The 26870-nt window shown below is 67.3% G+C and carries 28 protein-coding genes; 7 read left to right on the top strand and 21 right to left on the bottom strand.

What is annotated here, in order from left to right:
* From EV560_RS36565 to EV560_RS29735, 11 genes are all read right to left on the bottom strand, one after another.
* The coding region (locus tag EV560_RS36565) for a DNA translocase FtsK (protein WP_282568883.1) at positions 1-1055 on the bottom strand (1055 nt) is incomplete at its 3' end.
* Between the two features lie 340 nt (positions 1056-1395).
* Positions 1396-2790, bottom strand: coding sequence for an amidase (locus tag EV560_RS29780; protein WP_131859459.1), 1395 nt, complete (start codon positions 2788-2790; stop codon positions 1396-1398).
* A gap of 16 nt (positions 2791-2806) precedes the next feature.
* Positions 2807-3565, bottom strand: a complete 759-nt coding sequence (locus EV560_RS29775) for an SDR family NAD(P)-dependent oxidoreductase (protein WP_131859458.1) — start codon at positions 3563-3565, stop codon at positions 2807-2809.
* A gap of 10 nt (positions 3566-3575) precedes the next feature.
* Positions 3576-4334 (bottom strand): SDR family NAD(P)-dependent oxidoreductase, encoded by a 759-nt coding sequence (locus tag EV560_RS29770; protein WP_131859457.1) that lies wholly within the window; start codon positions 4332-4334, stop codon positions 3576-3578.
* Positions 4331-5164: a polysaccharide deacetylase family protein gene (locus EV560_RS29765; protein WP_131859456.1), complete on the bottom strand. Its 834-nt coding sequence runs from the start codon at positions 5162-5164 to the stop codon at positions 4331-4333. The genes EV560_RS29770 and EV560_RS29765 overlap by 4 nt, the downstream gene beginning before the upstream one ends.
* A 13-nt stretch (positions 5165-5177) precedes the next feature.
* Entirely contained in the window at positions 5178-5981 is an 804-nt protein-coding gene (locus tag EV560_RS29760; RefSeq protein WP_131859455.1) for an ABC transporter permease, read from the bottom strand.
* Positions 5978-6829, bottom strand: a complete 852-nt coding sequence (locus tag EV560_RS29755) for an ABC transporter permease (protein WP_131859454.1) — start codon at positions 6827-6829, stop codon at positions 5978-5980. The genes EV560_RS29760 and EV560_RS29755 overlap by 4 nt, the downstream gene beginning before the upstream one ends.
* Complete coding sequence (locus tag EV560_RS29750; RefSeq protein WP_131859453.1) at positions 6826-7908, bottom strand: ABC transporter ATP-binding protein; 1083 nt, start codon at positions 7906-7908, stop codon at positions 6826-6828. Before EV560_RS29750 ends, EV560_RS29755 begins: the two co-directional genes overlap by 4 nt.
* Before the next feature lie 27 nt (positions 7909-7935).
* Positions 7936-8946 carry an ABC transporter substrate-binding protein gene (locus EV560_RS29745; protein WP_131859486.1) on the bottom strand — a complete coding sequence of 337 codons (1011 nt, stop codon included), beginning with the start codon at positions 8944-8946 and terminating at the stop codon, positions 7936-7938.
* A 91-nt stretch (positions 8947-9037) separates the two neighbouring features.
* Positions 9038-10063 carry an ABC transporter substrate-binding protein gene (locus tag EV560_RS29740; RefSeq protein ID WP_207908148.1) on the bottom strand — a complete coding sequence of 342 codons (1026 nt, stop codon included), beginning with the start codon at positions 10061-10063 and terminating at the stop codon, positions 9038-9040.
* Positions 10064-10134: 71 nt separating this feature from the next.
* A complete protein-coding gene (locus EV560_RS29735) occupies positions 10135-11160 on the bottom strand; it encodes an ABC transporter substrate-binding protein (protein ID WP_207908147.1) in 1026 nt (341 codons plus the stop codon).
* 229 nt (positions 11161-11389) lie between these two features.
* Between EV560_RS29735 and EV560_RS29730 the strand changes: the two genes are divergently transcribed.
* Positions 11390-11929, top strand: coding sequence for a MarR family winged helix-turn-helix transcriptional regulator (locus EV560_RS29730; protein ID WP_131859452.1), 540 nt, complete (start codon positions 11390-11392; stop codon positions 11927-11929).
* An 86-nt stretch (positions 11930-12015) separates the two neighbouring features.
* Positions 12016-12654: an alpha/beta hydrolase family protein gene (locus EV560_RS29725; RefSeq protein WP_131859451.1), complete on the top strand. Its 639-nt coding sequence runs from the start codon at positions 12016-12018 to the stop codon at positions 12652-12654.
* On the opposite strand, the gene EV560_RS29720 is transcribed toward EV560_RS29725, so the two are convergent.
* Genes EV560_RS29720 through EV560_RS29710 form a run of 3 tightly spaced genes read right to left on the bottom strand, consistent with a single transcriptional unit; the run spans position 12644 to position 15616 of the window.
* Positions 12644-13543, bottom strand: coding sequence for a PfkB family carbohydrate kinase (locus EV560_RS29720; RefSeq protein WP_165923706.1), 900 nt, complete (start codon positions 13541-13543; stop codon positions 12644-12646). The two genes, EV560_RS29725 and EV560_RS29720, sit on opposite strands and share 11 nt — an antisense overlap.
* Positions 13540-14433, bottom strand: coding sequence for a BtpA/SgcQ family protein (locus tag EV560_RS29715; RefSeq protein WP_131859449.1), 894 nt, complete (start codon positions 14431-14433; stop codon positions 13540-13542). The genes EV560_RS29720 and EV560_RS29715 overlap by 4 nt, the downstream gene beginning before the upstream one ends.
* The gene (locus EV560_RS29710) at positions 14360-15616 is read right to left on the bottom strand and encodes a carbohydrate kinase family protein (protein WP_131859448.1); all 1257 of its coding nucleotides are present in this window, start codon (positions 15614-15616) and stop codon (positions 14360-14362) included. Before EV560_RS29710 ends, EV560_RS29715 begins: the two co-directional genes overlap by 74 nt.
* Positions 15617-15773: 157 nt before the next feature.
* On the opposite strand from EV560_RS29710, the gene EV560_RS29705 reads away from it, so the two are divergent.
* From EV560_RS29705 to EV560_RS29690, 4 genes are all read left to right on the top strand, one after another.
* The gene (locus EV560_RS29705) at positions 15774-16703 is read left to right on the top strand and encodes an ABC transporter permease (RefSeq protein ID WP_248312262.1); all 930 of its coding nucleotides are present in this window, start codon (positions 15774-15776) and stop codon (positions 16701-16703) included.
* Positions 16700-17572, top strand: coding sequence for an ABC transporter permease (locus EV560_RS29700; RefSeq protein WP_248312261.1), 873 nt, complete (start codon positions 16700-16702; stop codon positions 17570-17572). Before EV560_RS29705 ends, EV560_RS29700 begins: the two co-directional genes overlap by 4 nt.
* A gap of 50 nt (positions 17573-17622) precedes the next feature.
* On the top strand, positions 17623-19137 hold the full coding sequence (locus tag EV560_RS29695) for an ABC transporter substrate-binding protein (RefSeq protein ID WP_165923705.1): 1515 nt from the start codon (positions 17623-17625) through the stop codon (positions 19135-19137).
* A 69-nt stretch (positions 19138-19206) separates the two neighbouring features.
* On the top strand, positions 19207-19974 hold the full coding sequence (locus EV560_RS29690; protein ID WP_131859445.1) for a glutamine amidotransferase: 768 nt from the start codon (positions 19207-19209) through the stop codon (positions 19972-19974).
* A 4-nt stretch (positions 19975-19978) separates the two neighbouring features.
* Here the strand turns inward: EV560_RS29690 and hpxZ are convergent, their stop codons facing one another.
* Positions 19979-20362 (bottom strand): oxalurate catabolism protein HpxZ, encoded by a 384-nt coding sequence (gene hpxZ, locus EV560_RS29685; RefSeq protein WP_131859444.1) that lies wholly within the window; start codon positions 20360-20362, stop codon positions 19979-19981.
* Between the two features lie 82 nt (positions 20363-20444).
* On the opposite strand from hpxZ, the gene EV560_RS29680 reads away from it, so the two are divergent.
* The gene (locus EV560_RS29680) at positions 20445-20936 is read left to right on the top strand and encodes a cupin (RefSeq protein ID WP_131859443.1); all 492 of its coding nucleotides are present in this window, start codon (positions 20445-20447) and stop codon (positions 20934-20936) included.
* Here the strand turns inward: EV560_RS29680 and EV560_RS29675 are convergent.
* The 6 genes from EV560_RS29675 to EV560_RS29650 form a co-directional block, all read right to left on the bottom strand.
* Positions 20927-21346, bottom strand: coding sequence for a GlcG/HbpS family heme-binding protein (locus EV560_RS29675; RefSeq protein WP_131859442.1), 420 nt, complete (start codon positions 21344-21346; stop codon positions 20927-20929). The two genes, EV560_RS29680 and EV560_RS29675, sit on opposite strands and share 10 nt — an antisense overlap.
* Entirely contained in the window at positions 21343-22518 is a 1176-nt protein-coding gene (locus tag EV560_RS29670) for an alpha-hydroxy acid oxidase (RefSeq protein ID WP_131859441.1), read from the bottom strand. The genes EV560_RS29675 and EV560_RS29670 overlap by 4 nt, the downstream gene beginning before the upstream one ends.
* Complete coding sequence (locus EV560_RS29665; RefSeq protein ID WP_131859440.1) at positions 22515-23354, bottom strand: hypothetical protein; 840 nt, start codon at positions 23352-23354, stop codon at positions 22515-22517. Before EV560_RS29665 ends, EV560_RS29670 begins: the two co-directional genes overlap by 4 nt.
* Complete coding sequence (kdgD, locus tag EV560_RS29660; protein WP_131859439.1) at positions 23338-24288, bottom strand: 5-dehydro-4-deoxyglucarate dehydratase; 951 nt, start codon at positions 24286-24288, stop codon at positions 23338-23340. Before kdgD ends, EV560_RS29665 begins: the two co-directional genes overlap by 17 nt.
* Before the next feature lie 67 nt (positions 24289-24355).
* On the bottom strand, positions 24356-25375 hold the full coding sequence (locus EV560_RS29655) for a tripartite tricarboxylate transporter substrate binding protein (protein WP_131859438.1): 1020 nt from the start codon (positions 25373-25375) through the stop codon (positions 24356-24358).
* Entirely contained in the window at positions 25359-26870 is a 1512-nt protein-coding gene (locus EV560_RS29650; RefSeq protein ID WP_131859437.1) for a tripartite tricarboxylate transporter permease, read from the bottom strand. The genes EV560_RS29655 and EV560_RS29650 overlap by 17 nt, the downstream gene beginning before the upstream one ends.

Genomic DNA, 26870 nt, shown 5'->3' with positions numbered 1-26870 from the left:
TTCTTGCCCTGCACCACCGCGACGCGCGCCGAGATCGCGCTCATCGAGCGGGCGATGTCATCCGCCAGCGAGATCACGCGGGAGGACTTGGTGCCGGGCGCCGGCTCGAGCTCATAGAGCGTCACCACCGGGCCGGGGCAGGCCTGGACGATATCCCCGCGGACATTGAAATCTTCGAGCACGCCTTCCAGGAGGCCGGCATTCTGCTGCAGGGTCTCGACCGAGACGGCCGCTTCCGGCTGCTGCTGCGGCTCCATCAGGAAGGTGATCGGCGGCAGCTCGAAGCCGCCCGTGGAGGCCTGGCGCGGCGCTACCGCGGCCGGCCGTCGCTTGGGCTTCACGCTCTCGGGAACGACCTCCGGCTCGGCCTCCTCGGGAACGAACGCATCCGGCTCCGGCTTGCTCGCCGCGTCGATATCCGCCGGCTTGGCCGAGACCACGCCTGCGTCAAACCAGGAATGCGCGGAGAATTGCAGGTTCACGCTGTAGGATTGCGACCAGGCAAAGCCGGTGGGCTCGGCAGCCGGAGCCGGAGCGGCAACTGGATGCACCGAAACATCGGGAGATGGAGCCTCCGCCGGCTGCGGCTCGGCGAAGGGCGTAGCCGCCGCATAGGGCTGATGGCCTGAAAACGTATCGTCGCCTGCCGCGTCGAATATCTCGGCAGCCTGCCCGGGGCCCAGCTCCCAGAACGCATGGTCGGAAATGAAAGCATAGGGCTGCGCGACAACCCCGCCCTCGGCCATTGGCTCGATCGGGGGCTCGCCCAGCCCCTCATCCGGAAACTCGACATCCGACCAGGCCATATCGACGATAGGCTGATCGAAATCGCCGCCAGCAGCGGCCTCACGCTTGCCCGGCACCGGCGTGAGCGCCCCGCCCCAGACATATTTCAGAAGATGATCCGGCGTCCGCCCGTACCGAACCCGGCTGGGCGTGGCCGGAGCACCGGGCGCCTGCGCGCCGACGGCATCTGCGCTGCCAGCCGCCTCGCCCGGCTCGACCTGCACCTCCTGCTGGAGACGCGGCTTATTGGGCGAACGCGTGAAGCGCACGCTCGAAGCTTGACCGAACGCCGCATCGAAAGCGGCCTTCGAAACGCCGGAACCGACAGCCGATCCAAGCGATGAACGCGCATCGAGCGAACGCCCGTCGCTGCGCACAACCACACGCGAATCGAAGCTGTTCAGCCGCTGACCAGCGACATCTTCAGCAATACCTCGCGGATCAAGTTCTATCTTACGCATGGCCCGCAAATACTACTGATGAATAGTTTCCGACCCTCAATTCCTAGCCTTGGCGCGGTTAACAGCCCGTGAACTGCCGCCTGCAAATTGACTCCAACGACACCTCGCGGGCATCGCGGCACCCCTCCCAAGATCGTCCAAAATCGGCCTAAAGGACTGAGCCATCAAAGGCGAGGACCGCTTCCAGCCGCTCGGCGATGGCGAGCAAATAGTGCTCCTCGTGCCAGCGGCCGACCAGTTGCAGCCCGATCGGCAACCCGGCCCGCGACAGGCCGCAGGGCAGCGACAAGGCCGGGTGGCCGGTCAGGTTGAACGGATAGGTGTAGGGATACCAGGCGCCGCGGATCGTGCCCGCATCCCGCCCGGCGATCTCGACGCGGCCGAGCGGATCGACGCCCACCGGCAGGGCCGGCGCCGAGAGCGTCGGCGAGGCGATCAGGTCGCAGCGCGACAGGATGTCCTGGATCTTCTGGAAGCAGGCGCTGCGGGCGAACTGCGCCTCGCAGAGATCGGCAGCGCTGTAGGCGCGCCCCGCCTCGATCGTCGCGATCAGCGTCGGGTCGAGCTTGTCCGGCGTGCGCTGCGCCTGACCACCGAGACGCGCCAGCAGCAGCGAACGCAGCAGCACCAGGAAATGCGGCTCGAGCGCGACCAGATCGAGTTCGATCGGCTCGACGATCATGCCGAGCGCCTCGGCCCTCGCCATCGCGGCGGTCACGGCGGTTTCGACCTCGGGATCGAGGATGTTGCCGCAGCGCAGGAGAAAGCCGATGCGCGGGCGCTCGCCCTTGGCCAGGACCCGGCTCGGAAAGGCCGCGACCTGGCCGTAAGGATCGCGCCGGTCCGGGCCGTGAATCGCGTCGAAGAGCAGGCGCGTATCGGCGACATTCCGCGCCATCGGCCCGACGAAGGAATTGGCGCCGAACAGATCGGGCACCTGCAGATGCGGGACCGCGCCGAGCGTCGCCTTGAGGCCGACGACGCCGCAGCAGGCGGCGGGAATGCGGATCGAGCCGCCGCCATCGCTGCCGAGCGCGATCGGACCCATCCCCGAGGCGACGGCGACCGCCGCGCCGCCGGAGGAGCCGCCGCAGGTATGGGCGTAGCTGTAAGGATTGAGCGTCCGGCCGAAGAACGGACCTTCGGTGAAGGGCTTGTGCCCGAATTCCGGGGTGGTCGTCTTGCCGATCAGGATCGCGCCGGCGGCCCGGGCGCGCGCGACGGAGACCGCATCGGCCGTCGGTACGGTATCGGCGAACAGGGCGGCCCCCTGCGTCGTGGCGACACCTTCGGTATTGGTCAGGTCCTTGACCGAGAATGGTACGCCGTGCAGCGGCCCGACAGGGTCTCCGCTCGCAAGCGCCTGCTCGGCCTTGCGGGCCTCCGCGCGGGCGCGCTCGGCCGGGATCGCCATGAAGGCGTTGAGGTCCTTGCGCTCGTCGATGCGGGCAAGCGCCGCCTCGACCGCCTCGACCGGCGAGATGCGGCGGGCGCGGATCGCGGCGGTGAGAGCGGTGGCGGAGAGATCGGCGATGGCGGTCACGGGCTTGGCTCCTGCCTCAGGTCATCCAGCGGCCGCCATCGATCAGCAGCGTCTGGCCGGTGATGTAGCGGGCGTCCTCGCTGGCGAGGAAGGCGACCACGCCGGCGACATCCTCGGGCTCGGCGATGAAGCCCGCAGGCGTCGTCGCCTTGATCCGATCGATCACGGCCGGCGTCAGCCGATCATGGGCGCGGGTGCGGATCGCGCCCGGCGCCACCGCGTTGACGGTGACGCGGTGCGGCGCGAGCTCCCGCGCCAGGGAGCGCGTGAAGCCGACAATGCCCATCTTGGCGGCGGCATAGTCGGTGAGACCGGCATCGCCGACGAGGGCCGCGTCGCTCGACATGTTGACGATCCGTCCCCCCCGCTCGCGCATGCCGGGCACGACGAGGCGTGACATCCGCATCGCCGTGAACAGCGAGACTTCCAGGACGAAGCGCCAGACCTCCTCCTGCGATTCATGGAATTGCGCGGCACGCTCGCGCCCGCTCTGGCCGACATTGTTGAACAGCACGTCGATCGGACCGAAGGCAGCGAGCGTGCGCTCGTGGAAATCGGCGAGCACGGCGGCATCGGTGCAGTCGCCCGCCATGGTGAGCAACCGATCGGACGGCGCATCGCGCAGGTTCTCGGCGAAGCCGTCCGCCTCGCGGTCGATGACGGCGACGCGCGCGCCCTCGGCCAGGAAGCGATTTGCGGTGGCGGCGCCGATGCCATGGGCGGCGCCGGTGATCGCCACCGTCCTGCCGGCGAAACGCTGGTTCGGGGACGTCATCTCCAGCCTCTCAGTGGAAGGTCCGGCCACCGTCCACGGCAATGGCCGTGCCGGTGACATAGGAGGATTCAGCGCTGGTCAGCCACAGGATCGCCGCTGCGATCTCCTCGGGCGCCGCGATGCGCTGGAGCGCGTAGCGGGCACGGACGGTCTCGTAGGCGGCCTGCGGATCTGGGGCGGTGTCGATGCTGGAACGGAACAGCTCGGTTTCGACCGCACCGGGGCAGATCGTGTTGACCCTGATGCCGAACTCGGCCGCCTCCATGGCCAACGCCTTGCCGGCCATCTGCAGCCCGGCCTTCGAGGCGCAATAGGCCGTGCGATGCTTCAACGGCGAGAGCCCCGCACCGGAGGAGACGTTGACGATGGTGCCGCCTGCCGCGCGCAGATGGGGATAGGCCGCCTGCGTCACCAGCATCGGACCGGTCAGGTTGACTGCGATGATGCGGTTCCAGTCGGCGAGCGTCATCGTCTCGATCGAAGCGATCAGATCGATGCCGGCGGCGTTGACGAGGCCGTCGAGCCCGCCAAGCGCCTCGGCGCCCGCCGCGACCGCGGCGGAGACTGCCTCAGGCTCGGTCACGTCAGCCTCGGCGGTATCGAGCGATCCAGCCGCGAACCGTCCGCGCAGCGCTGCCAGAGCCACCTCGTCACGGTCGAGCGCCACGACGCGGGCGCCCTCAGTGATGAAGCGCTCCACCGTCGCAAGACCGATGCCCTTGGCGGCCCCGGTGATCAGGATGCGCCGTCCCCTAAGCGCGCGGCTCACCGCTTTGCCTCCGCGCGGGCCTTCTCCAGGCAGGGGCGCATGTCGTCGACCATCTCGTCGCAGCGGCCGATCCAGACATTCGGGTGCTTGAGTGCGTGCTCGATCAGCCCTTCCAGCGCCTTGATACGCGAGGGCTGGCCGATCATTTCCGGATGCATGCCGACCATCATCATGCGGTTTTCGGCGTAGAGCACGTCGAACTCGCCGATCCAGGCCTCGAGCAGCGCCGACGGCGCCTGCATGGTGCGGCCGGGCAGCACGATCGAATACTGGAAGAAGGGCGCGTCATCGAGCACCCAGCGGAAGGGCAATTCGACGATCTTGGTCTGCTTGCCCTCGACCTCATGCAGATAGGGCGAGTCGTCGTCGAAGAAGTTGGACGAGTAGTCGAAGCCGTATTCGACCAGCATCGGCATGGTGATCGGGCTGATCTCCGCCGCCGGCGAGCGCCAGCCGCGCGGCGCGCGGCCGCTGACGCGCTTGATCGACTGGAAGGCCCTCTCCATCTCCTCGCGCTCCTGCTCGGGCGTCAGGCTCAGGATCCAGGTGTGGCTGTAGCTGTGATGCGCCAGCTCGTGCCCGCGCTTGAGGATTTCCTCCATCAGCCATTCGCGCTGGTCGATGATGATGCCGGGCACGAAGAAGGTCGCCTTGATGCCATAGCGGTCGAGCAGATCGAGCACGCGCCCGGTGCCGACCTTCCAGCCATAGGCGCCCTGCGACATCAGGATCGGACGGTTGGCATAGGCGGGGTCGCGCCCGGTCCACATCGTCTCGGCGTCGAGATCGAAGGTCAGGAAAAGCGGGAAACCCTTGCTGGTCAGAGGCATGTCATTACTCGTTTCAGACGAAGCGGTGGAAGCCGGCGCGGCGCTCGGCGATGAGGAGGATGATGCCGGTCGCGACGATGAGCAGCGTCGAGATCGCCGCGACGCTCGGGTCGACGCCCATCTCGACCGAGGAGAAGATCAGCACCGGCAAGGTGGTCTGGCTGGCGCTGATCAGGAAGATCGTCACCGGCACATTGTCCAACGAGGTGATGAAGGCGAACAGCGCGCCGGCGACGAGGCCGGGCGCGATCAGCGGCAGCGTCACCAGCCGGAAGGCTTCGAAGCCAGAGGCGCCGAGGACACGCGCCGCCTCCTCCACCGCGAGATCGAGCCCCGACAGGCTCGCCAGGGCCGAGCGCACGATATAGGGCACGGTGATGATCACATGCGCCATCAGCAGGCCGAACAGGCTGCCGCGCAGCCCGGTCATGCTGAAATATTGCAGCAGCGCCACGCCGATGACGACGGCCGGCAGGATGAGCGGCGCCATCAGGAAGGAGGTGATCGCCTCCGAACCGGGAATCGCCTTGCGGAACAGCGCATAGGCGGCGGCCGTGCCGAGCACGAGCGAGATCGCCGTCGACCCGAAGGCCAGGATCAGGCTCATGCGGATCGCCGAGAGATAGGTCGGGTCGCTCAGCACCTTGGCGAACCATTGCAGCGTCCAGCCCTGCGGCGGGATGGTGAGATAGGAGGTGGTCGAGAAGGCCGCGAGGACCACGACCACGACCGGAATCTGCAGGAAGACGACGACCAGCAGCGCCACGGTAGTGACCGCCAGCCCCGGCTTGTCGGCTTTTTCCGTTGTCGCGCTCATGCCATGCCCGCCCAGCGCTTGGTCAGCCGGCTCGACAGCCAGATCACCGCGATCGCCATGAAGGTCAGGGTGAAGGAGAGCGCCGAGCCGCTCGGCCAGTCGAGAAGCTGCATGTATTCGTCGTAGATCACCGTCGCCATCACCTTGTAGGTCGGTCCGCCCAGCATGCGCGGCGTCACCAGCGCGCTGATGGTCAGCACGAAGACGAGGATCGAGCCGGCGAGGATGCCCGGCGCAGAGAGCGGCAGCGTGACGGAGGTGAAGACGTGGATGCGGCTGGAGCCCAGCGTCGCCGCCGCGGATTCGACGTCGCGCGGCACGTTCTGGATCGCCGCGACCAGCATCAGCACCATGAAGGGCAGGTAGATATGGGTCAGGCCGATCATCAGCCCGGTCAGGTTGAACATCAGCTTGAGCGGCGTCGAGATCAGGCCGAGATCGATCAGCAGGTTGTTGACGAGGCCGCGATTGGTCAGCAGCGCGATCCAGCCGAAGGAGCGCACCACGAGGTTCAGCATCATCGGGAAGACGACGAGCAGGATCAGCGGCACGCGCCAGCTCTGCGGCCCGCGCGCGATCAGATAGGCGAGCGGATAGCCCAGCACGAGGCAGGCCAGCGTCACGAAGAGGCCGAGGCCGAGCGTGCGCCAGATCACCTCGAGATAATAGTCGTCGGTGACGATGCGGGTGTAGTTCTCCAGCGTCCAGACACCGGGCGTCATGCCGCTGCCGGGCAGGTATTCGCCGAAGCTGGTCGGCAGCAGCATCAGCACGGGCACGAGGAAGAAGCCGGCCAGCACCAGCGCCAGCGGCGCGATCAGCATGAGGCCGGTGCGGGTCTTCATCATGCCCGCTCTCCCTCGGGCGTCATGGCGAAGACGGCGGCCGGATCGAGCCTCAGCGCGACGGGCGAGCCGACCGGGAGCGCCGCATCGGGACCGCTCGACGGCGCCTCGGCGACGAGTTCGACATCATCGGCGAGCTTCACGACATATTGCACGCGCGCGCCGCTGAAGGAGCGCAGCGCCACCGTACCGGGAAGCGCGCCCTGCCCCGCCTCGCCCGCCGCAAGGCCGATCGCTTCCTGCCGGATGACGATGTCGACCCTGGCGCCCGCGGGCTGGTCGAGCTTAGCCGCCGGCAGGACCAGGCTGTTGCCAAGCTTCACCGTGCCGCCCGCGCCGTCGCGCGAGGCGATCATGCCGGAAAGCCGGTTCGGCTTGCCGATGAAGCTCGCGACAAAGCCGGTCGCCGGGCGGTGGTAGATGTCTTCGGGCGTCGCGAATTGCTGCATCACGCCCTTCGCCATGACGCCGACACGGTCGGACATGGACAGCGCCTCGCCCTGATCATGGGTGACGAAGAGCGTGGTGATGCCGAGCCCGCGCTGCAGGCGCTTGAGCTCGATCTGCATCTCGTCGCGCAGTTGCGCATCGAGATTGGAGAGCGGCTCGTCGAAGAGCAGCACGCGCGGATGCGGCGCGAGCGCCCGGGCAATCGCGACGCGCTGCTGCTGGCCGCCGGAGAGCTGGCGCGGATAGCGCTCGCCGAAGGCGGCGAGGCGGACCATCGCGAGGGCCTCCTTGACCCTTTTGTCCAGCTCCGCGCCCGAGACCTTGCGCCGGCGCAGGCCGAAGGCGACGTTCTCGAACACGGTCAGATGCGGGAAGAGCGCATAGGATTGGAAGACGAGGCCGAGCCCGCGCTTGTTCGGAGGCAGGCTGGTGACATCGTCATTGCCGATCAGGATGCGGCCGCGGCTCGGCTCGACCAGGCCGGCGACCATGCGCAGGATCGTCGTCTTGCCGCAGCCGGACGGGCCGAGCAGCGAGACGAACTCTCCCTCCCCGATCGTCAGCGAGACGTCCTTGACGACGTCGGTCTCGCCATAGGCCTTGCCGAGCCTGTCGAAGGTCAGCGCGCTCATGCTGTCATCGTCCTGCAATCCGTCATGTCAGCGCGCGACCTCGCGCTGCCAGCGCCGCGTCCAGAGCGGCATCTGCCTGGCGACGATCTCGGGATCGACGAACCAGGCATCCTGCAGCGTCTCGCCATAGGGCACGATTTGCGCGACCTTGTCGGAGAGCTGCACCTTGATATTGGCCGGCCCGATCATCGCGCGTTCGGAGAAGCACTTCTGGCCCTCCGGCGAGAGCACCTGTTCGATGAATCGATAGGCGAGCTCACGCTTCTTCGCGCCCTTCGGGATCACCATCGTCGCGAGGATGCCGACCGCGCCCTCCTTCGGGTAGGCGACGGCGAGCGACAGACCGCGCGAGACGGCCGCGGCGGCATTGTTCGGATACCAGGCGGCGATGGCGACCTCGCCGCGCTCGAACAGCGTGACGACCTGATCGGCCTGGGTATAGAGCACGGTTGAACCCTGCGCGAGCGGCCTGATCGCCGCGACGCCGGGATCGATATTGTCGAGCGTGCCGCCCTTGATCTTGTTCAGCGCCAGCAGGAACTGCCAGCCGGCGGCGTTGCTGATATCGGCGATGACATTTTTCCCGGCATAGTGCGGGTCGAACAGGTCGAGCCACGAGGTCGGCGGCGTCTTCACCACCTTCGGGTCGTAGATCAGCACGGTCGCCGTCACCATGGTCACGACATAGCTGTCGTTCTTGCCCCAGGCGCCGGGGATGAGGTCGCCGGCATGGCTGAGCTTGGCGCGGTCGAGCCTCTCGTTCAGTCCCTCGTTTCCGGTCTGCACCGCGAAGGCATCATCGAGGAAGGCGACGTCGAAATCCGGATTGCCCTTGGTCGCGCGCAGCGCCGCAGCCGTTTGCGAGGAATTGCCGAGCTTGACTGAGACGGTCGCGCCCGTCGCCTTCTCGAAGGCAGGGACGTGGCAGGTCTTCAGTGCTTCGCCGAACGAGCCGCCATAGGACGCGATAACAAAATCGTCGGCCTGCGCGACGGCAAGGGTCGAGACACTCAATATGGCGGCTGCGAGAAATGGCATCGGATGCATGGTGGTGGATCCCCCTCTCAGGCAATCCGGCCGCGCTACCGCCGCATCATGACGGCGATGTCGCGGTCCGGCTGACGGGGAATCAGCGTGCCACCTCGCGCTGCCAACGCCGAGTCCAGTTCGGAATGTTCTTGGCCACGATATCGGGATCGACGAACCAGGTGTTCTTCAGCGTCTCGCCATAGGGCACGATCTGCGCAACCTTGTCGGAAAGCTGGACCTTGGTGTTGACCGCGCCGATGATCGCGCGCTCCGAGAAGCACTTCTGCCCCTCGGCCGAGAGAACCTGGTCGATGAACTTATGGGCGAGGTCGAGCTTCTTGGTGCCCTTCGGGATGACCATGGTCGGCAGGATGCCGACGGCGCCCTCCTTCGGGTAGGCGACGGCGAGCGAGAGCCCCTTGGCCGCGGCAGCCGCCGCATTGTTCGGATACCAGGCGGCGATCGCCACCTCGCCGCGCTCGAACAGCGAGACGACCTGGTCGGCCTGGGTGTAGAGCACGGTCGAGCCCTGTGCGAGCGGCCGGATCGCGGCGATGCCCGGATCGACATTCTCCAGCGTGCCGCCCTTGATCTTGTTGAGCGCGAGCAGGAACTGCCAGCCCGAGGTGCCACTGATATCGCCGATCACGTACTTGCCGGCATATTGCGGATCGAACAGGTCGAGCCAGGAGGTCGGCGGCGTCTTCACCACCTTCGGGTCGTAGATGATCGCGGTCGCGCTCACCATGGTGACGACATAGCCGTCATTCTTGCCCCAGGCGGTCGGGATGACGTCGGGCGCATTGGTCAGCTTCGAACGGTCGAGCTTCTCGTTCAGCCCCTCGTTATTGGTCTGGGCCGAGAAGGCGTCGTCCATGAAGGCGACGTCGAGATCGGGATTGCCCTTGGTCGCGCGCAGCGCCGCCGCGGTCTGCGAGGAATTGTTGAGCTTCACCGACACGGTCGCGCCCGTCGCCTTCTCGAACGGGGCGATATGGCAGGCCTTGATGGCTTCCCCGAAGGAGCCGCCATAAGAGGCGAGGACGAGCTCTTCAGCCCTGGCCGAGGCGGCCAGACCGCCGCACAGAAATGTGGCAGCCGTCGCGAAGCGAAGCATATGTCGCATGGTCATCTTCCCCTTTTGATGATGCCGACCGCTGATTCGCGGCCTTGTCCCGAGGTGAGCCAGCGCAGGTCTCAGCGCGCCACCTCGCGCTGCCAGCGGCGGGTCCAGGTCGGGACGTTCTTGGCGATCACGTCCGGATCGATGAACCAGGCCTTGTCCAGGCTCTCGCCATTGGGAACGATGGCCTTCAGCTTGTCGGAAAGCTGTACCTTGCTGTTGACGGCACCGATATAGGCGCGCTCCGAGAAGCAGCCCTGCCCCTGGGCCGAGAGCACCTGATCGACGAATTTATGGGCGAGATCGGATTTCGTCGTGCCCTTCGGGATCATCACCGCAGGCAGGATGCCGACCGCGCCTTCCTTCGGATAGGCGACGGCAAGCGAGAGCCCCTTGTCGATGGCGACGCCGGCACGGTCCGGATACCAGGGCGCGATCACGATCTCGCCGCGCTCGAACAGCGCGAGCAATTGATCGGCCTGGGTGTAGAGCACCGCCGAGCCCTTCGCGATCGGCTTGATCGCCTCGATGCCGGGATCGACATTCTCGAGCGTGCCGCCCTTGGCCTTGTTCAGCGCCAGGAAATACTGCAGGCCGGACGTGCCGCTGATATCGCCGATCGCGTATTTCCCGGCATATTGCGGATCGGAAAGATCGAGCCAGGAAGTCGGCGGCGTCTTGACCAGCTTCGGATTGTAGACGAGCGCGGTCGCGCTCACCATCGCGACGACATAGCTGTCATCCCTGCCCCAGGCGGTCGGGATGACGTCGCCGGCATGGCTGAGCTTGGAACGATCGAGCTTCTCGTTGAGCTTCTCGCCTTGGGTCTGGGCCGCCAGCGAATTGTCGATGAAGACGACATCCATGTCCGGCTTGCCGGCTGTCGCACGGATCGCTGCCGCGAATTGCGAGGAATTGCCGAGCTTGAGCGACACCGTCGCCCCGGTCGCCTTCTCGAAGGCGGCGACGTGGCAGGCCTTTACGTTATCGGCGAAGGAGCCGCCGAAGGCGCCGACGACGAGTTCCTCGGCGAGGGCGGATGCGGAAAGGCCGGCGCACAGGATGGCGGTGGCCGTCGCGAAGCGAAGCATGTGGCGCATGGTTGCGTTCCCCGTCATTGCATGGCGCCAACCGCTGTGTCGCGGCTTCGCGGCGCAGAGACGGCGACCCGGCTTGAGCCGAGCGCCCGCCTCCCTGGGGAGCATGGCACGGGGTCATTTTGCTTTCAAGAAAGATAAATGAAAGATACTCTGTCATGATCGCGCCGGGATCGATGCCCTTGCGAAACGCACGGCATCATGGTGGGAGAGGCCGAAATCAGGAGAGATGATGCGCAACCAACCCCTGCGACATGCGGAAACGTTCGAGCTGCCGGAACTCTGGCAGAATGACCGCGTCGGCTCCGGCATGCAGCGTTGGCAGCGCGAGTTTCCGGAGATCGACTGCTCGGGCAAGGCCGTGGTCGGGCGCCTGCTGCATCTGCACGAGACTTTCCTGAAGGCGATCAACCGCACGCTAGCGCGGCACAAGCTGAAATATCCGGCCTTCGCCATCCTGGCGACGCTGCGGGTCGAAGGCACGCCCTATCGGATGTCGCCCAAGGCCCTGCTCGACTCGCTCATCCTCACCTCCGGCGGTCTTTCGAACCTGCTGCGCCGCCTGGAGAAGGCCGGCCATATCCGGCGCATGGCCGACGAGACCGACGGCCGCGGCGTCATCGTCGAGCTGACCGAACAGGGCCGCCGCCTGGTCGAGCCCGCCATGCGCGACCATGCCGAGACGGAGCGACGCCTGATCGCCGCGCTGTCTGTGGAGGAGCGCGACGCCGCTGCCCAGGCGCTTGGACGGATGATGCTGGGCAGGACGTGATCCGGCGACTGTGTTTCCGGCATTGTCTCCAGGCCGGCGGGCAATAAGATGAGATTCTCGGCCTGCCAGACTCGGACCTGACCTCGATGACGACATTTCTGACCGACGGGCCGGAGCAGGCGAATGTGACGATCCTGTTGGCTCACGGCGCCGGAGCGCCGATGGATTCCGCCGCGATGACGGCGAGCGCGCAGGCCATGGCCGGAGCCGGTCTTCGCGTCGCACGTTTCGAATTCGAGTATATGGCGAGCCGTCGCGTCTCGAGCGCCAGGAAGCCGCCGCCGCGCGCCGAGACGCTCAAGCCGGAATACCTGGCTGCGATCGACGCCCTGGGCGCGAAGGGGCCGTTGATCATCGGCGGCAAGTCCATGGGCGGGCGCATCGCCAGCATGATCGCCGACGACCTCCATCAAGCCGGCCGGATCGCCGGACTGCTCTGCCTGGGCTATCCGTTCCATCCGATCGGCAAGCCCGATCAGCTCCGCACCGCGCATCTCGAGGTCATGAAGACCCCGGCCCTGATCGCGCAGGGAACCCGTGACCTGTTCGGCACGCGCGAGGAGGTGTGCGGCTACAGGCTCTCGAAGGCGATCGAGATCCTCTGGCTGGAGGATGGCGATCACGACCTGAAGCCGCGCAAGGGGGTGTCGGGCTTTTCCGCCGCCGATCACCTGAAGACGCTGGCGGACAGGGTCGCCGCCTGGGCCGAGCGGATCACCGGCTGAAGCGCGCTGTCAATCGGCCCAATTCGTCCGCTGTCGGGAAGGATGGGGTCGTCCCCCGCCGCGTCACCGAGAGCGAGGCGGCAGCCAGCGCCAGCGCCAGCGCGTCAGGCAGCGAGCGGCCCAAGGCGAGCGCGCCTGCGAGCGTCCCGACCGTCACATCGCCCGCGCCGGATGTATCGACGACATCGACGGTCTCGATCGGCAGGTGAACGAGCCTGGAGCGATCGGCGAGCAGCGTGTCATTGGCGCCGCGCGTGACGATCGCGGCACTGGCGCCGGCCTCGATCAGGCTGAGCGCCGCCGCCTCGTCGACGAAACCGGTCAGGAATTCGGCCTCGCCGGCATTGGCCACGACGATATCTGCCTCGGACGCAAGGCCGCGCTGATCCCAGGCGATCGGCGCGGTGTTGAGGATCACCCTTGCTTCGCGCGCCCGCGCCGTGCGCAGCGCAGCGCGGGTCGTCGCCTCCGTGAGGTTGCCCTGGAGGATCAGGACATCGCCCGCCCCCAGGCTGGAGGCCGCCGCAACCGCCGCCTGAGGCAGAAACCAGCGCGCGCTCGCCGCAGTGCTGACGATCGCGTTCTCGCCCCCGGCCGCGATCGAGATGATCGAGAGATCGGTCGCATGCGGCGAGGCCAGCCACCCCGCCTCGACCGGCTCGGACCGCAGCGCCTCCCGCAGGAAACGGCCGTCGGCATCCTCGCCGATCGGCGCCACCAGCGTCGTCGGCACGCCGAGCCGGGCGGCCGCGACCGCCTGGTTCAGGCCCTTGCCGCCGGCACAGCGAAAGCCGGTCTCGGCCAGAACCGTCTCGCCCGGCGCCGGGAGATGCGGGAGCGACAGGATGAGATCGACCGTCGCGTTGCCGATGACGAGGACGCGGTTCACGCCCGCGCCGCCCGGACCACGTTCATGAAATGCGCGACGCGCGCCGGATCGACCTCGTTCCACCAGCCGCCCTCATGCTTGAGCGAGCTTGCGACGATCACCGCATCGGCAAAGCCGAAGATCGCGGCGACATTCTCGGCCGTCACACCGCTGCCGACCAGCACGGGCAGCTTGGTCGAATTTCTGACCGTCTCGAGCTGGTCGAGCCTGGCACTGTCACCGGTGCGCTGGCCGGTGACGATCACCGCATCGGCGTCGAAGAACTCGCTGTCGCGGGTCAACTCGGTCAGCGTCCGGTCGGCAGTGATGGCGTGGGCGCCGTGCTTGACATGAACGTCGGAGAAGATCGCGACATCCTTCGCCCGCAGCCAGGCGCGGTAGCGGCTCGCCTGCCCGGCCTTGCCCTCCATGAAGCCCTCATTGGCGACATAGGCATTGGCCCATTGGTTGACGCGGATGAAGGAGGCGCCGGACGCCTTGGCCACAGCCAGCGCCTGCACCGCGCCATTGGCCAGCACATTGACGCCGATCGGCAGCTTGCTTGCCTCGGCGACGCGATGGCTCATCACCGCCATGGTCGCGGCGGTCTCGGGTCCGAGCTCGTCCGGCTTGGCGAAGGGGATGTCGCCGTGGTTCTCGACGATCAGCCCGTCGACACCGCCCTCGCGGTAGCGCCGCGCCTCGGCCTCCGCATAGGCGTAGATGCGTTCCATCGGATCGCCGTCATAATGCGCCGAGCCCGGCAGCGGCAGCGAATGGATCACGCCGATGACCGCCTTCCTGCGCCCGAACAGGCGCTGAATGGCGTTGTCCTTGTCACGATAGATCGACTGCGACACGGCTTGTGCTCCCGCTGGTCTCTGCTGCGATGGAAAACCCGGCCGCCTCATCGAGACGCCCGATCAGCTCATTGGCGGAAGGCCGCGATTCCTGCGCGCCGAAGCGCGTCACCGCCAGGCTGCCGGCGATGCAGGCGAGGCTTGCGGCCTCATCGGCCGTCCGCTGGTTGAGCCAGGCCGACAGGAACGTGCCGACGAACGCATCGCCGGCACCTGTCGTATCGACCGCCGTCACGGCAATGGCCGGCACCTTGGCGACCCCCCCCTGGCGGGTCAGTGTCATCGCACCCTCGGCACCGAGCGTGACGGCAATGATCTCCGGCCATGCCTCGGCTTTTTCGGAGCGCGCGGCGAGGTGGCGCAGCCCGGCCTCGGCATCGGCCGGGCAGCCGGGGATCGCCGCGAGCGATTCCCGGTGCAGCACGATGATGTCGAAAGCGGCAAAGAGCTGTTCGGCGTTCTCCGACAGCCAATCATGGTCGAGGCCCGTCGCCTGCATGCTGGTCCTGAAGCCCTTGGCTCGCGCAGAGGCCAGGAGACCGACCTGACGCGGCACCTGATAGCCCTCGAAATGCAGGCACCAGCGCATGCCGGCCGGGTCCGTCGTCTCGATGAAGCGGCGGACATCGACCTCGGCGAGGCTCGACGGCTCGGTGATGATCGTGCGCCCTCCATCGGCCTCGACCATCACGATCGCACGGTTGAGGCGCCCTGCCCGCCGCTCGCGCGGCACGATCAGGTCGACGCGGCGATCGGCAAGCTCGGCCGCCGCCCAGTCGCTCTCCTGGTCGATGCCGATCGCGGTGATCAGCGAGGCCGCGACCGGGAGCGGCGCGCCCAGGCCCGCGGCGATTGCAGCGACATTGGCAGCCGGCCCACCGATCGACTTGATGATCTCCTGCGAGAGAAACCGCTCCTGCCGCTCAGGCAGCCGGTCAAGCCGGGCGAAGTAGTCGACGCTGACATAGCCGACCGAGGTCAGCCGCGGCACGCTCGCATCGAGCTTCGGCTCGAACTCGGCCACGCGCTTGCGCGAGGTCAGGGCACGCGCCGATTCGGCCGGCCGGAAAGCCAGATCGGTGATCGCCTGCTCGACCTTGCGGCGCGTCTCCGGCGCAACGGCGACGCGCCCGTTGATCACGTTCGAGACCGTGCCCTTCGAGACACCCGCCGCCTGGGCGACATCGTCGATCGTCGCGTTGCGCTGCGTCGTCGCAGGGCCGTCGCCGGTCATGGCGTCACGCAGCGGCCAGCCCGCGCCAGGACGCCCTCAATGCATGGGGCGGCTCGGAACTTGCATAGGCTAAGCATTGACAGGCGCATGGTCCGCGGGAAGTATCACCTCGATTGAACCGGTTCAATAGCCTCGCCCAGGAACCATGAAAGTCGTCGTGACGCGTCTGCTCAGCCTGTTGCCGGTCCTGTTCGGAACGTCGCTGGTCTCGTTTTTCCTGATCAGACTGGTGCCCGGCGATCCGGCCCTGGCGCTGCTCGGCCTGGAGGCGGACAATGCCGCCATTGCCGCGCTCAGGCAGAAACTTTCGCTCGATCAGCCACTTGTGGTCCAGTACCTCACCTGGCTCGGCAATGTTCTCACCGGCGATTTCGGCCGCTCGATCCAGGGCGGGCGCGAGGTCTTCCCGCTGCTGCTCGGCGCGCTCGGGCCGACTGCGCTGCTCTCCGTCGCAGCCCTGCTGATTTCGCTGGCCATCGCCTTGCCCGCCGGCATCGTCGCAGCGACTCGCCGCAACAGCGCCGCCGACTACTCCGCGTCCTTCCTGGCGCTCTGCGGTCTCTCGATGCCGAGCTTCTGGCTCGGCGTCCTGCTGATCCTCGCGCTTTCGATCTGGCTGCCGATCTTTCCCTCCTCCGGCTACGCTTCGCCGCTGGCCTCTCCCACCGAATTCCTGCGCCATCTCGTGCTGCCGGCGCTGACGCTCGGCGCAGCGCTCGCTGCCGCGACCATGCGCATGACCCGCGCGACCATGCTCGAAGTGCTGCGCAGCGACTATGTTCGCACCGCCCGCGCCAAGGGCCTGGCCGAGCGCGCGGTGGTGCTGCGCCACGCCCTCTCCAACGCCCAGATCCCGATCATCACCCTGATCGGCATCCAGATCGGCCAGCTGCTCGGCGGCGTCGTCATCACCGAGACCGTGTTCTCCTGGCCCGGCATCGGCAAGCTCACGGTCGATGCGATCTTCGCCCGCGACTATCCTGTCGTGCAGGGGGCGGTGCTGCTGACGGCAGCGCTGTTCGTACTGATCAACTTCGCGACCGACGTGATCTACGGCCTCGTCGACCCGCGCGTGAGGCTGAGTTGAGCGACGTCCCGGTCCAGGCGCTGCCAGTCGTGCAGCGCAGCATGCTGGCGAAGCTCGTCGCCGACCGGCGCTCGGCCGCCGGACTGCTGCTCGTCGGCCTCGCCGTCGTGATGGCGCTCGCCGCGCCCTTGATCGCGACGCATGACCCGAACAATCCCGATTTCATCGCGATCCTGTCGCCGCCCTCGCTGGACCATCTCTTCGGCACCGACGATCTCGGCCGCGACACCTTCTCGCGCATCGTCTACGGCGCCCGCGCCTCGATCCTGGTCGGCGCGCTCAGCGTCGTCGCCGCCTTCATCCTGGGCACGGTGACCGGGCTCGTCGCCGGCTTCTTCGGCACATGGGTCGATGCGCTGATCATGCGGGTGATGGACGTGATCTTCGCCTTTCCCAGCATCCTCCTGGCGCTGGCGATCACCGCCGTGCTCGGCCCGAGCCTGACCAATGCCGTGCTCGCCATCGCAGTGGTCAACCTGCCGGTCTTCGCCCGCATCGCTCGCGCCCAGACCCTGATCGTGGCGCGGCTCGATTTCGTCGAGGCCAGCCGCGCCATCGGCGCCGGCACGCCGCGCATCCTGTTCCGCACCATCCTGCCCAACATCCTGACCCCGGTCGTGGTGCAGGGCTCGCTGCTCTTCGCCTCGGCGATCATCACCGAATCCTACCTGTCCTTCCTCGGCCTCGGCGTGCAGCCGCCGACACCGACCTGGGGCAACATGCTGCGCAGCGCCATCGGCTTCCTCGATCTCGCACCCTGGCTCGCCTGCTTCCCCGGCCTCGCCATCTTCCTGACCGTGCTCGGCTTCAACCTGCTCGGCGACGGCCTGCGCGACCGCATGGACCCGCGCGACGCCTCGCCCGCGTGAGGCCGCCCAATCCGCCAATCGACACATCCATAACAGAGGGGATCACCATGATGTCGACCACGCTTTCCCGCCGCAGCCTCATCGCCGCCCTTGCGGCCACGCCCGCTGCCGCGCTCGCGCCCCGGCTGAGCTGGGCGCAGGCTGCGCGCACGCTCACCATCGGCGTCGTCTCCGATCCGGTGACGCTCGATCCGGCGATGATGGCCTCGTTCTTCGAGCTCTCGGTGCAGTTCAACATCCACGAGCCGCTCGTGCATGTGACACCGGAGATGAAGATCGAGCCCGGCCTCGCCAGCGTCGAGAATCCGGACCCGCTGACCTATCGCTTCACCCTGAAGCCGAACCTGACCTTCCATGACGGCACGGCGCTCGACGCCGCGGCGGTGAAGGCCAATTTCGACCGGATGATGGACCCGGCGCTCGGCTCGCCGCGCCGCAGCGAGCTCGCCCCGGTCGACAGCGTCGAGGTCACCGGCCCCACCACCTTCACCATCAAGCTGAAGACGCCCTATGCGCCCTTCCTGCAGGTCATTGCGATCCGCGCCGGCATGATGGTCTCGCCGACGGCCGTGAAGACGCTCGGCGCCGATTTCGCCACCAAGGCGGTCGGCGCCGGTCCCTACAAGGTCGTGTCCTGGACCAAGAATTCCGAGCTCGTCCTCGAGCGCTTCGACGGCTACTGGCGCGGCAAGGCGCCGATCGAGCGCCTCGTCTTCCGCCCGATCGCCGACGAGACCGTGCGCCTCGCCAATCTGCGCTCGAACACGGTCCAGCTCGTCGACGCGGTGCCGGCCCAGACCGTCGCCGCGCTCTCGCGCGAGGCCAATATCACGCTGAAGCAATCGCCCGGCCTCGGCTTCAACGCCTTCTCGTTAAACTGCACCAGGGCGCCCTTCGACAATCCGGCCGTGAGGCGCGCCTTCGTCACCGCGATCGATCCGCAGACCGTGCTGCGCGCCGTCTATTTCGGTACGGGCAGCGTCGCGGCAGGCGCGATCCCGCCCTCGATCGCCTGGGCCTACGATCCGAAATTCGCGCCCTACAAGCCGAGCGCCGATGCCGCCAAGAAGCTGCTGGCCGATGCCGGGATCACCAGCGCCGTGCCGGTCTCGATCACGGTCACCAACTCGCCGGCGCAGGTCCGCACCGCCGAGATCCTGCAGGCGCAGGCCAACCAGGCCGGCTTCAAGGTCGAGGTCAAGCAGATCGACGCCACCAGCCTGATCACCGTGCTCAGGCAGAAGGATTTCGACCTGTGCATGTCGCCCTGGTCGGGCCGCACCGACCCGGACGGCAACATGTACAACTACTTCACCAAGACCGGCCCGAACAATTTCGCGGGCTACCAGAGCGACAAGGTCACCGATTTGCTGGAGAAGGCCCGCTCCGCGACGGCTGAAGGCGACCGCGCCAAGCTGTACCGCGAGGCCGAGGCCGCGATAGCGCAGGATGCGCCGATGCTCTTCCTCGCCTTCCCGGCGACCTTGCAGGCTTCGGCCAAGGGGCTCGACTGGGTGCAATACCCGGACGGCGCCTTCCGCCTGCAATTCGCAAGGTTCGCCTGAGCGCGGCGAGCCCCTGTCGTGCCGCCGGCCTCCCGGGTCGGCGGTCCCCGGACCTGAGACGTGAGTGACATGGCCAAGAAGATCCTGCTCGCCGGCGAAAGCTGGACCTCGACCGCGACCCATATCAAGGGCTGGGACCAGTTCCCCTCGGTGACGCATCACCGCGGTGCCGATGACTTCCTGAAAGTGCTGGCCGATCCCGGCTTCGACTTCACCTATATGCTCTGCCACGAAGCGGCGGAGCGCTTTCCGTCGACGGCGGAGGAGCTGGCGCAATATGACGCGGTGATCCTCAGCGATATCGGCGCCAACACGCTGCTGCTGCCGCCGGCCGTCTGGATTCAATCGAAGCGCTTTCCCAACCGGCTGAAGGCGATCCGCGACTATGTGCTCGCCGGCGGCGGGCTGATCATGGTCGGCGGCTATTACAGCTTCCAGGGCATCAATGGCGCGGCGCGCTATCACAAGACGCCGGTCGAGGCCGTGCTGCCGGTGACGATCCAGCCCTATGATGACCGCATCGAGATGCCGGAGGGCATCGAGCCCGTCGCCTCCGCCAAGGCCTCGGCGCATCCGGTCATGGCCGGGCTCAGCCCGAGCCTGCCCTATATCCTCGGAATCAACGAGGTGGTGGCCAAGCCGGATGCCGATGTGCTGCTCAGCCTGCCAGAGGAGGAAGGCGGCCATCCGCTGCTCGTTTGCGGCACGGCCGGCAAGGGCCGCACGGCGGCCTGGACCACGGATATCGGCCCGCACTGGCTGCCGATGGACTTCCTGCAGGCGCCGGCCTTCCGCACGCTCTGGCACAATCTGCTCGGCTGGGTCGCCCGCGGCTGAATGTTCAAACGGTCACGCCCAAAAGGCTCGCATGGGCCGAAACGATGCGCCAGCCTTCGGGCGTGCGCATCAGCGTCTTGGTTTCGCGGCCCGTGCGGTCCTCGCCCTCGCGCTGGTATTCGGTATTGGCCGTGGCGAAGTCGCGGCCATAGGTCGTGATCACCGTATTGATCAGCTTGCGGCGGAAACGGCCGAGCTTGCCGCTGCGGCGGAAATCCGAGATCGCCTGCCAGCCGCGCAAATTCTCGCCGACGCCGTAGCGCGTCGTCTCCGGCGCGTTCCAGAAGATCTCCTCCATGACCGGAATGTCGCAGGCCTGCAGCGCCCGCTCATAGCGCTCGAACACCGCGCGAACCTCGGCGACGACCTCGGGAAGATTGATATCCACCGCGATATAGTCCTGCTTTGGCCTCCGGCCGTGGGAACGCGGGCCGGCGCCCTGACGTTCTCGAAGCAAGGAGGCAAGAACCATGCTCAGAACCTTGAATCTAGGGGATGACGGGACGATTCCCAACAACCCCGATTTGCCCGTTCTGATCTATGGGAATGCCTTTCCCGAGACGAGCACGGACCTGGCCTCGCTGATGGAGACGCGCTTCACCGAAAACGGCTGGCCGCCGCAATGGCGCAACGGCATCTACGCCTTCCATCACTATCATTGCGAGGGGCACGAAGTCCTCGGCATCGCCGCCGGCGAGGCCGAGGTCATGCTTGGCGGCACGCAGGGCGAACGCCTATCGCTGCGCAAGGGCGATGTGCTGCTCCTGCCCGCCGGCACCGGTCATTGCCGGGTTTCGGCGAGCGAGGATTTTCTCGTCGTCGGCGCCTATCCGCCCGGCCAGAATGGCGACATCCGGCGCGAGCCGGCAACGGCCGCGACGAAGCGCGCCATCGCGGAGCTGCCCTATCCCGACACGGACCCGGTCTTCGGAGCCGATGGTCCCCTATCCGATCATTGGTAGTTGGCGGCCGCCGCCTCCGCTGCCCGGGCAATCTCGTCATCCGTGTCGGGGCTCGCGCCACTGACGCCGATCGCACCGGCGACCTGCTCACCGATCCGCACCGGCACGCCGCCTGGAATCGGCAGGCTGCCCGGCAAGGTGAGCAGCGCCGACATGCCTGCCGCCAGGCTCTGCGCCATCTCTCGGGTCGGCTTGCGGAAGCCGGCCGCGCAACGCGCCTTCGCCTGCGCCACCTCGACCGTTCCGGTATGGACACCGTCCATCCGCACGAAGCCGAGTAGATGCCCGCCATCGTCGACCACGGCCAGCGAGACCCTGACGCCGGCCGTCCGCGCCGTGGCCTCGCCGGCATCCAGGGCCGCTTGGACCTGCTGCCTGGTGAGAACGGGCTTGCTGGGCTGCGAACTCATGCGAAACTCTCCTGTGAAGCGGGAGTGGCGGGCGTGAGCCAGCGCGCATCGAGCGCGGCGATGCTTGGACAGCCGATCATGCCGAGCCCGCGATCGACCTCGTCGCGCAGGATCTCGACGGCACGGTCGGCCCCCGCCTGCCCGCCGGCGACCACGCCATAGAGCGTCGCGCGTCCCACGAAGACGAAGTCGGCGCCGAGCGCCCGGGCGATCAGGATGTCCGAGCCGCGCCTGATGCCGCCGTCGAACATCACGGGGATACGCCCCGCGACCGCGTCCTTCACGGCTGCCAGCGAGAACAGCGGGATCGGCAGCATGTCATAGGCCTTGCCGCCATGGTTGGAGACGATGAGCCCATCGACGCCCGCCGCAAGCGCCATCCGCGCATCCTCGGGACGCTGGATGCCTTTCAGCACGAGCTTTCCCGGCCATTGCTCGCGGAAGCGCTTGAGATCGTCCCAGGTCTGGATGGACGGGCTGTGCTGCCTGAAGAACTGGCCCACTTCGGCCGGTCCCGAGCCTGCAGGCGCATAGGCCGCCCAGCTCCCCATGGTCGGCAGGCCGCCATCGCGCAGATAGTCGATGATCCAGCCCGGATGCGTCAGCGCTTCCAGCAGGATCGACGGCTTGAGCCTGAGCGGCAGCGAAAAGCCGTTGCGGATATCGCGCTCGCGCTTGGTCGGCACGGGATTGTCGACCGTCAGCACGAGCACCTCGACGCCGGCCGCTGCGACGCGGCGCATCAGATCGGCCGAGATCGCCGGATCCTTGGCCGCGTAGAGATGGTACCAGAGGCGGCCCGGCGCCTGCGCAGCGATCGTCTCGGGCGTCGGGACGCTCGCACCCGACAGCACGAAGGGGATGTCCGCCGCGACCGCCGTCCGCGCCAGCATCGCGTCGGCGCCAGGACGGAAGAGCCCGGCAAAGCCCGTCGGCCCGATGCCGAAAGGCTGCGCATAGCGTCGCCCGAACAGCGACAGGCTCGCATCCCGCCTGGTGACATCGACGAGATGGCGCGGCATCAGCCGATAACGCGCGAAACTCGCCTCGTTGGCCGAGAGCGCGGTCTCGTTCTCGGTGCCGGACTCGATGCAGTCGAACAGGATGCGAGGCAGGCGCCGACGCGCGAGCCGGTGAAGCTCGGCGATGTTGAGCGCCTTGGCAGCGCTCATTGCCCCGCCTGTTTCCTGGCGGCGACGAGCAGGCGGTCGACAAAATTGCAGAGACGCTGGCCCGGCCGCGCGCCGAGCGCCTCGGCCGTCGCATTCACATGCGAGAAGACGCCGTCCCTGTAGATGCCGCGTGCATCGCCGATCGGTGCGCTCATCGCCGCGATTGCGCCGGCCGGGATGCCACGCTTGTCGAGTTCCGGAAGGCGCCAGACACCGGCCTTGTCGAGCCCCACCCCGCCATCGCTGAAGAACACGGCATGGAGCTGCGGCTTGATGACGTCGTCGGGCTGGCCGCGGAAGAGTGCGGCATGCGAGCCGGTAATGGCAATCGCGCCGGCATCCGCGTCCTCCAGCATCGGCGCGGCATCGAGGCAGATCACCTTCGGCTCGCCTTCCTCCTCGCGCAGGGTGAAGCGCTTGCCGCCCTTGATCGCCGGCAGCTCGGCATTGGCCGGAGTCCCCGCCTTCATCAGCTCGGCGCAGTCGCGCACTCTCTGGCCGACCTTGCAGCCCAGTGCAGCGGCGGCCTGGTTGACATGGCTGATCCGGCCGTTCGCGAGCATGTGGTCGCCATCGGCGATATGGCAGGTCATGCAATCCGCCGTCGCGGCGGCAAGCCCGACCCGGTCGAGATAGTCGAGCCCGCGCACGCCGGCCCGCTCCTTGCCGATGCCGGCATCGTTGAGCACCACGCCGCGAATGCCCCATTTGCCGGCATGGAAGGCATTGTACTCGCCGCCATAGGAGCCGGAGACCACGACATGGCCGCGCTGGCCCTCATGGCACTGCGAGCTGGCCGAGACGGTGAAGATCGAGACCTCACCTGGCGAGGGCATGAGCATCCTCCGCGAACTGGACAAGCGCATCGATCAGCGGCGCCAGTTCCTCGTATTCGGCGCGCGTCAGATCGGAAAGCGGCGGTCGCACCTTGCCGGCCGAGCGCCCGACGATGTCGACGCCGGCCTTGACGATGCTGACCGCATAGCCCGGCTGGCGGGCACGGATACGGCCATAGGGAATGAAGAAGGCCTGCATCATCCGGTCGATCAGCGCCAGATCGCCCGCCTGGACGGCGTTGAAGAACGCCATCGCCGCGCGCGGCGCGAAATTGTAGACGGCGGAGGAATAGGTCGGTACGCCCATGGCGCGGTAGGACGGCGCATAGACCTCGGCGGTCGGCATGCCGTTGAGGAAGGCGAGACGGCCGCCGAGCTTGGTCCGCATCGCCCAGAGCTCCTCGGTATCGCCGATGCCATCCTTGAAGGCGATCAGGTTCGGGCACTCGTCGACGAGCCGATACAGCGTTTCCGGGCGGACCCGGCCATTGGCCCGGCTGTAGACGATGATGCCGAGATCGGTGCTGTTGCAGATCGCGGCGATATGCGCGCGCAACCCCTCCTGTGAGACCTCGGTCAGATAGGGCGGCAGCAGCAGCAGACCGTCGACGCCGGCACGCTGCGCGATCGCCGCGTGCTCGATGGCGTCGCGCGTGCCGCCACCGGCGGCGCCGAGCAGCGGGATGTCGTTGTCGCGCGCCGCGACCGCCGTCGCGAGCACGCCCGCGTATTCATCCTTGGTCAGCGAGAAGAACTCCCCCGCTCCGCCCGCGACGAACAGGGCCGAGCAGCCCTGCCCGCCCATGAAGCGCACCCTGTCGCCGAAGGGCTGCGGCGCAAAGCTGCCATCGGCGGAGAAATCCGTCAGCGGGAAGCCGAGCAGGCCACGGGCAAGCCGCGCCTTCAGCCCCTCGGGCGAGAGTGGAGATGTCATGTTCGATCCGCTTCTGCGCCTCCCGGATCGCTCCGGGAGGCCGGTTGCTGCGTTCAGCCGTCTGAGCTCACTTCAGGCGGCCGGTCTTGACGTAGAACTCACGCTCGCGCTCGGCTTCCTTGTTGAGCGCCTCGGTGATGTTCGCGGCCTTCTCCAGCGTCGGGTCGAAATAGACGCCGAGCTTGGCATATTCGTCGCGCAGGCCCTGGTCCTGCATCGCCGCCTTCACCATCGCGGCGAGATAGGCCTTGCGGTCGGCCGGCGTGGCCTTCGGCACGACGACGAAGCGCAGCAGGGTCCAGAGATACTCCTTGCCGTTCAGCGCCTCGTTGAGCGTCGGCACGTCCTTGAGATGGGCGAGCCGCTCGCCGGCCGCGACGCCGACGCCGCGGACCTTGCCGGAATCCATGTGCGGCTTGGCTTCGGCATAGAAGCCGAGCGCGACATCGACATTGTTGCCGATCAGGCCGACCACGCCGGCGCCGCCGCTCTGGAACGGCACACGCAGGAATTTCGCGCCGGTCTGCGCCTCGACCTGCTCGATATTATAGTCCCACATCGAGCCGGGAACGGTTGCGACGCGGATCGTGCCCGGCTTCTCCTTGGCGGCCTGGATGACCTGGGCGGCGGTCTTGTCCTTGAACGGCCCGTCGGTGGTGACGAACCAGACCATCGGGTCGCTGTTGAGATAGCCGATCGGCTCGAGATCGGTATGCGACCAGCGCCCCTGGGCCCGCAGCATCGAGTCGCCCCAGACGAGATTGACCAGCATGCCGATGGCGGTGCCGTCGGTCGGCGCCTGGGTGGCGAGCCAGGCATGGCCGACCATGCCGGCGCCGCCGGTGCGGTTGTTGACCAGGATCCGGCTGCCGGAGAGTTGCTCCATCGTCTTGCCGAGCAGCCGCGCCGTCAGGTCGGCGCCACCACCGGCCGGATAGACCACCGTCATTTCGATCGGCTGGGTCGGGAAGCCGGCCGGCTTGGCCTTGACCAGCTCGGCATTGGTGCCCTGCGCGAGCGCCGGGCCGGCGAGCGCGGCGAGGCCGAGCGCCGCCCCGAGGGCGAGCGCCTTATTGATGAACTTCATTGATAACTCCTCCCGTTTCCCGAGGCTTCAGGCCTCTTCTGATCATCAGCGCCACCAGCACGAAGGAGATGACGATGAGCGTTGCGGCGATGGGCCTCTGGAGCATGATCATGATCCCGTCAGGCGACATCACCAGCGACTGGCGCAGCGACTGCTCGAGCAAGGGCGCGAGCACGAAGGCGATGAGGAAGGGTGCGAGATCGTATTCGAGCTTGCGCAGCACATAGCCTGCGACGCCGAACGCGAGCATCACCCATAGATCGAAGACGTTCTTGTTGGACGAATACGTGCCGACGACCGAGAGCATCAGCACGATCGGGAACAGTACGCGGTAAGGCACGCGCAGCAGCTGCACCCAGAGCCCGACCAGCGGCAGGTTCAGGATCAGCAGGAAGACGTTGCCGATATACATGCTGGCGACGATCCCCCAGAACAGGTCCGGCCGCTGCTGCATGAAGAGCGGGCCGGGCTGGATGCCCTGGATCACGAGCGCGCCGAGCAGCAGCGCCGTCACCGGCGTGCCGGGAATGCCGAGCGAAAGCACCGGGATCATGCCGCCGCCGACCGCGGCGTTGTTGGCGGATTCAGGACCGGCGACGCCCTCGATCGCGCCCTTGCCGAAGCGGCTCGGATCCTTCGCCACCTTCTGCTCGACCGCGTAGGAGATGAAGGAGGCGGTGATCGGCCCGCCGCCCGGCACGAGGCCGAGCAGGAAGCCGAGGCCGGAGCCGCGCAGCATCGGCCCGATCGAGGCCTTCCAGTCCTCCTTGGTCGGGAAGAGGCCCTTGATCTTCTCGGCGAGCAGCGTGTTCTTGCTGATCTTCTCGACATTGGCGAGGATCTCGGAGACGCCGAACAGGCCGATGACGATGGCGAGCAGGTCGAGCCCGGCCGAGAGATTGATCGAGCCGAAGGTGAAGCGCTCATTGCCGCTGACCACGTCGGTGCCGATCATCGCCAGCAGCACGCCGAGAGCGATCATCGTCAGTCCCTTCAGCGTCGAGCCGCTGATCATGTAGAGCGTGCAGACGAGGCCGAGTACCATCAGCGCGACATTCTCGGGCGGGCCGAAGCGCAGCGCGATCACGCCCAGGATCGGCGCGAAGAAGGTGAGCGCGATGACGCTGAGCGTGCCCGCAACGAATGAGCCGAAGGCGGCGACGCCGAGCGCAGCGCCCGCGCGGCCCTGGCGCGCCATCTGGTAGCCGTCGCGGCAGGTGACGACCGAGGCCGCCTCGCCGGGAATGTTCAGCAGGATCGAGGTGGTCGAGCCGCCATACATCGCGCCGTAGAAGATCGCGGCGAGCATCACGACGCCCGCCACCGGCGGCAGCGAGAAGGTGACCGGCAGCAGCAGCGCCAGCGCCGCCAGCGGCCCGATGCCGGGCAGCACGCCGATCATCGTGCCGACGAAGCTGCCGAGCAGGCAGAGCATGATATTGCTCGGCGTCAGGATGACGCCGAAGCCGGTGATGAGGCCGGAGATCGCTTCCAT

The sequence above is a fragment of the Allobosea sp. BK604 genome (assembly GCF_004341515.1).
Classification (GTDB): domain Bacteria; phylum Pseudomonadota; class Alphaproteobacteria; order Rhizobiales; family Beijerinckiaceae; genus Allobosea.
The sequence above is the reverse complement of the archived record's forward strand: the minus strand, read 5'-3'. Positions and strand labels throughout refer to the sequence as shown.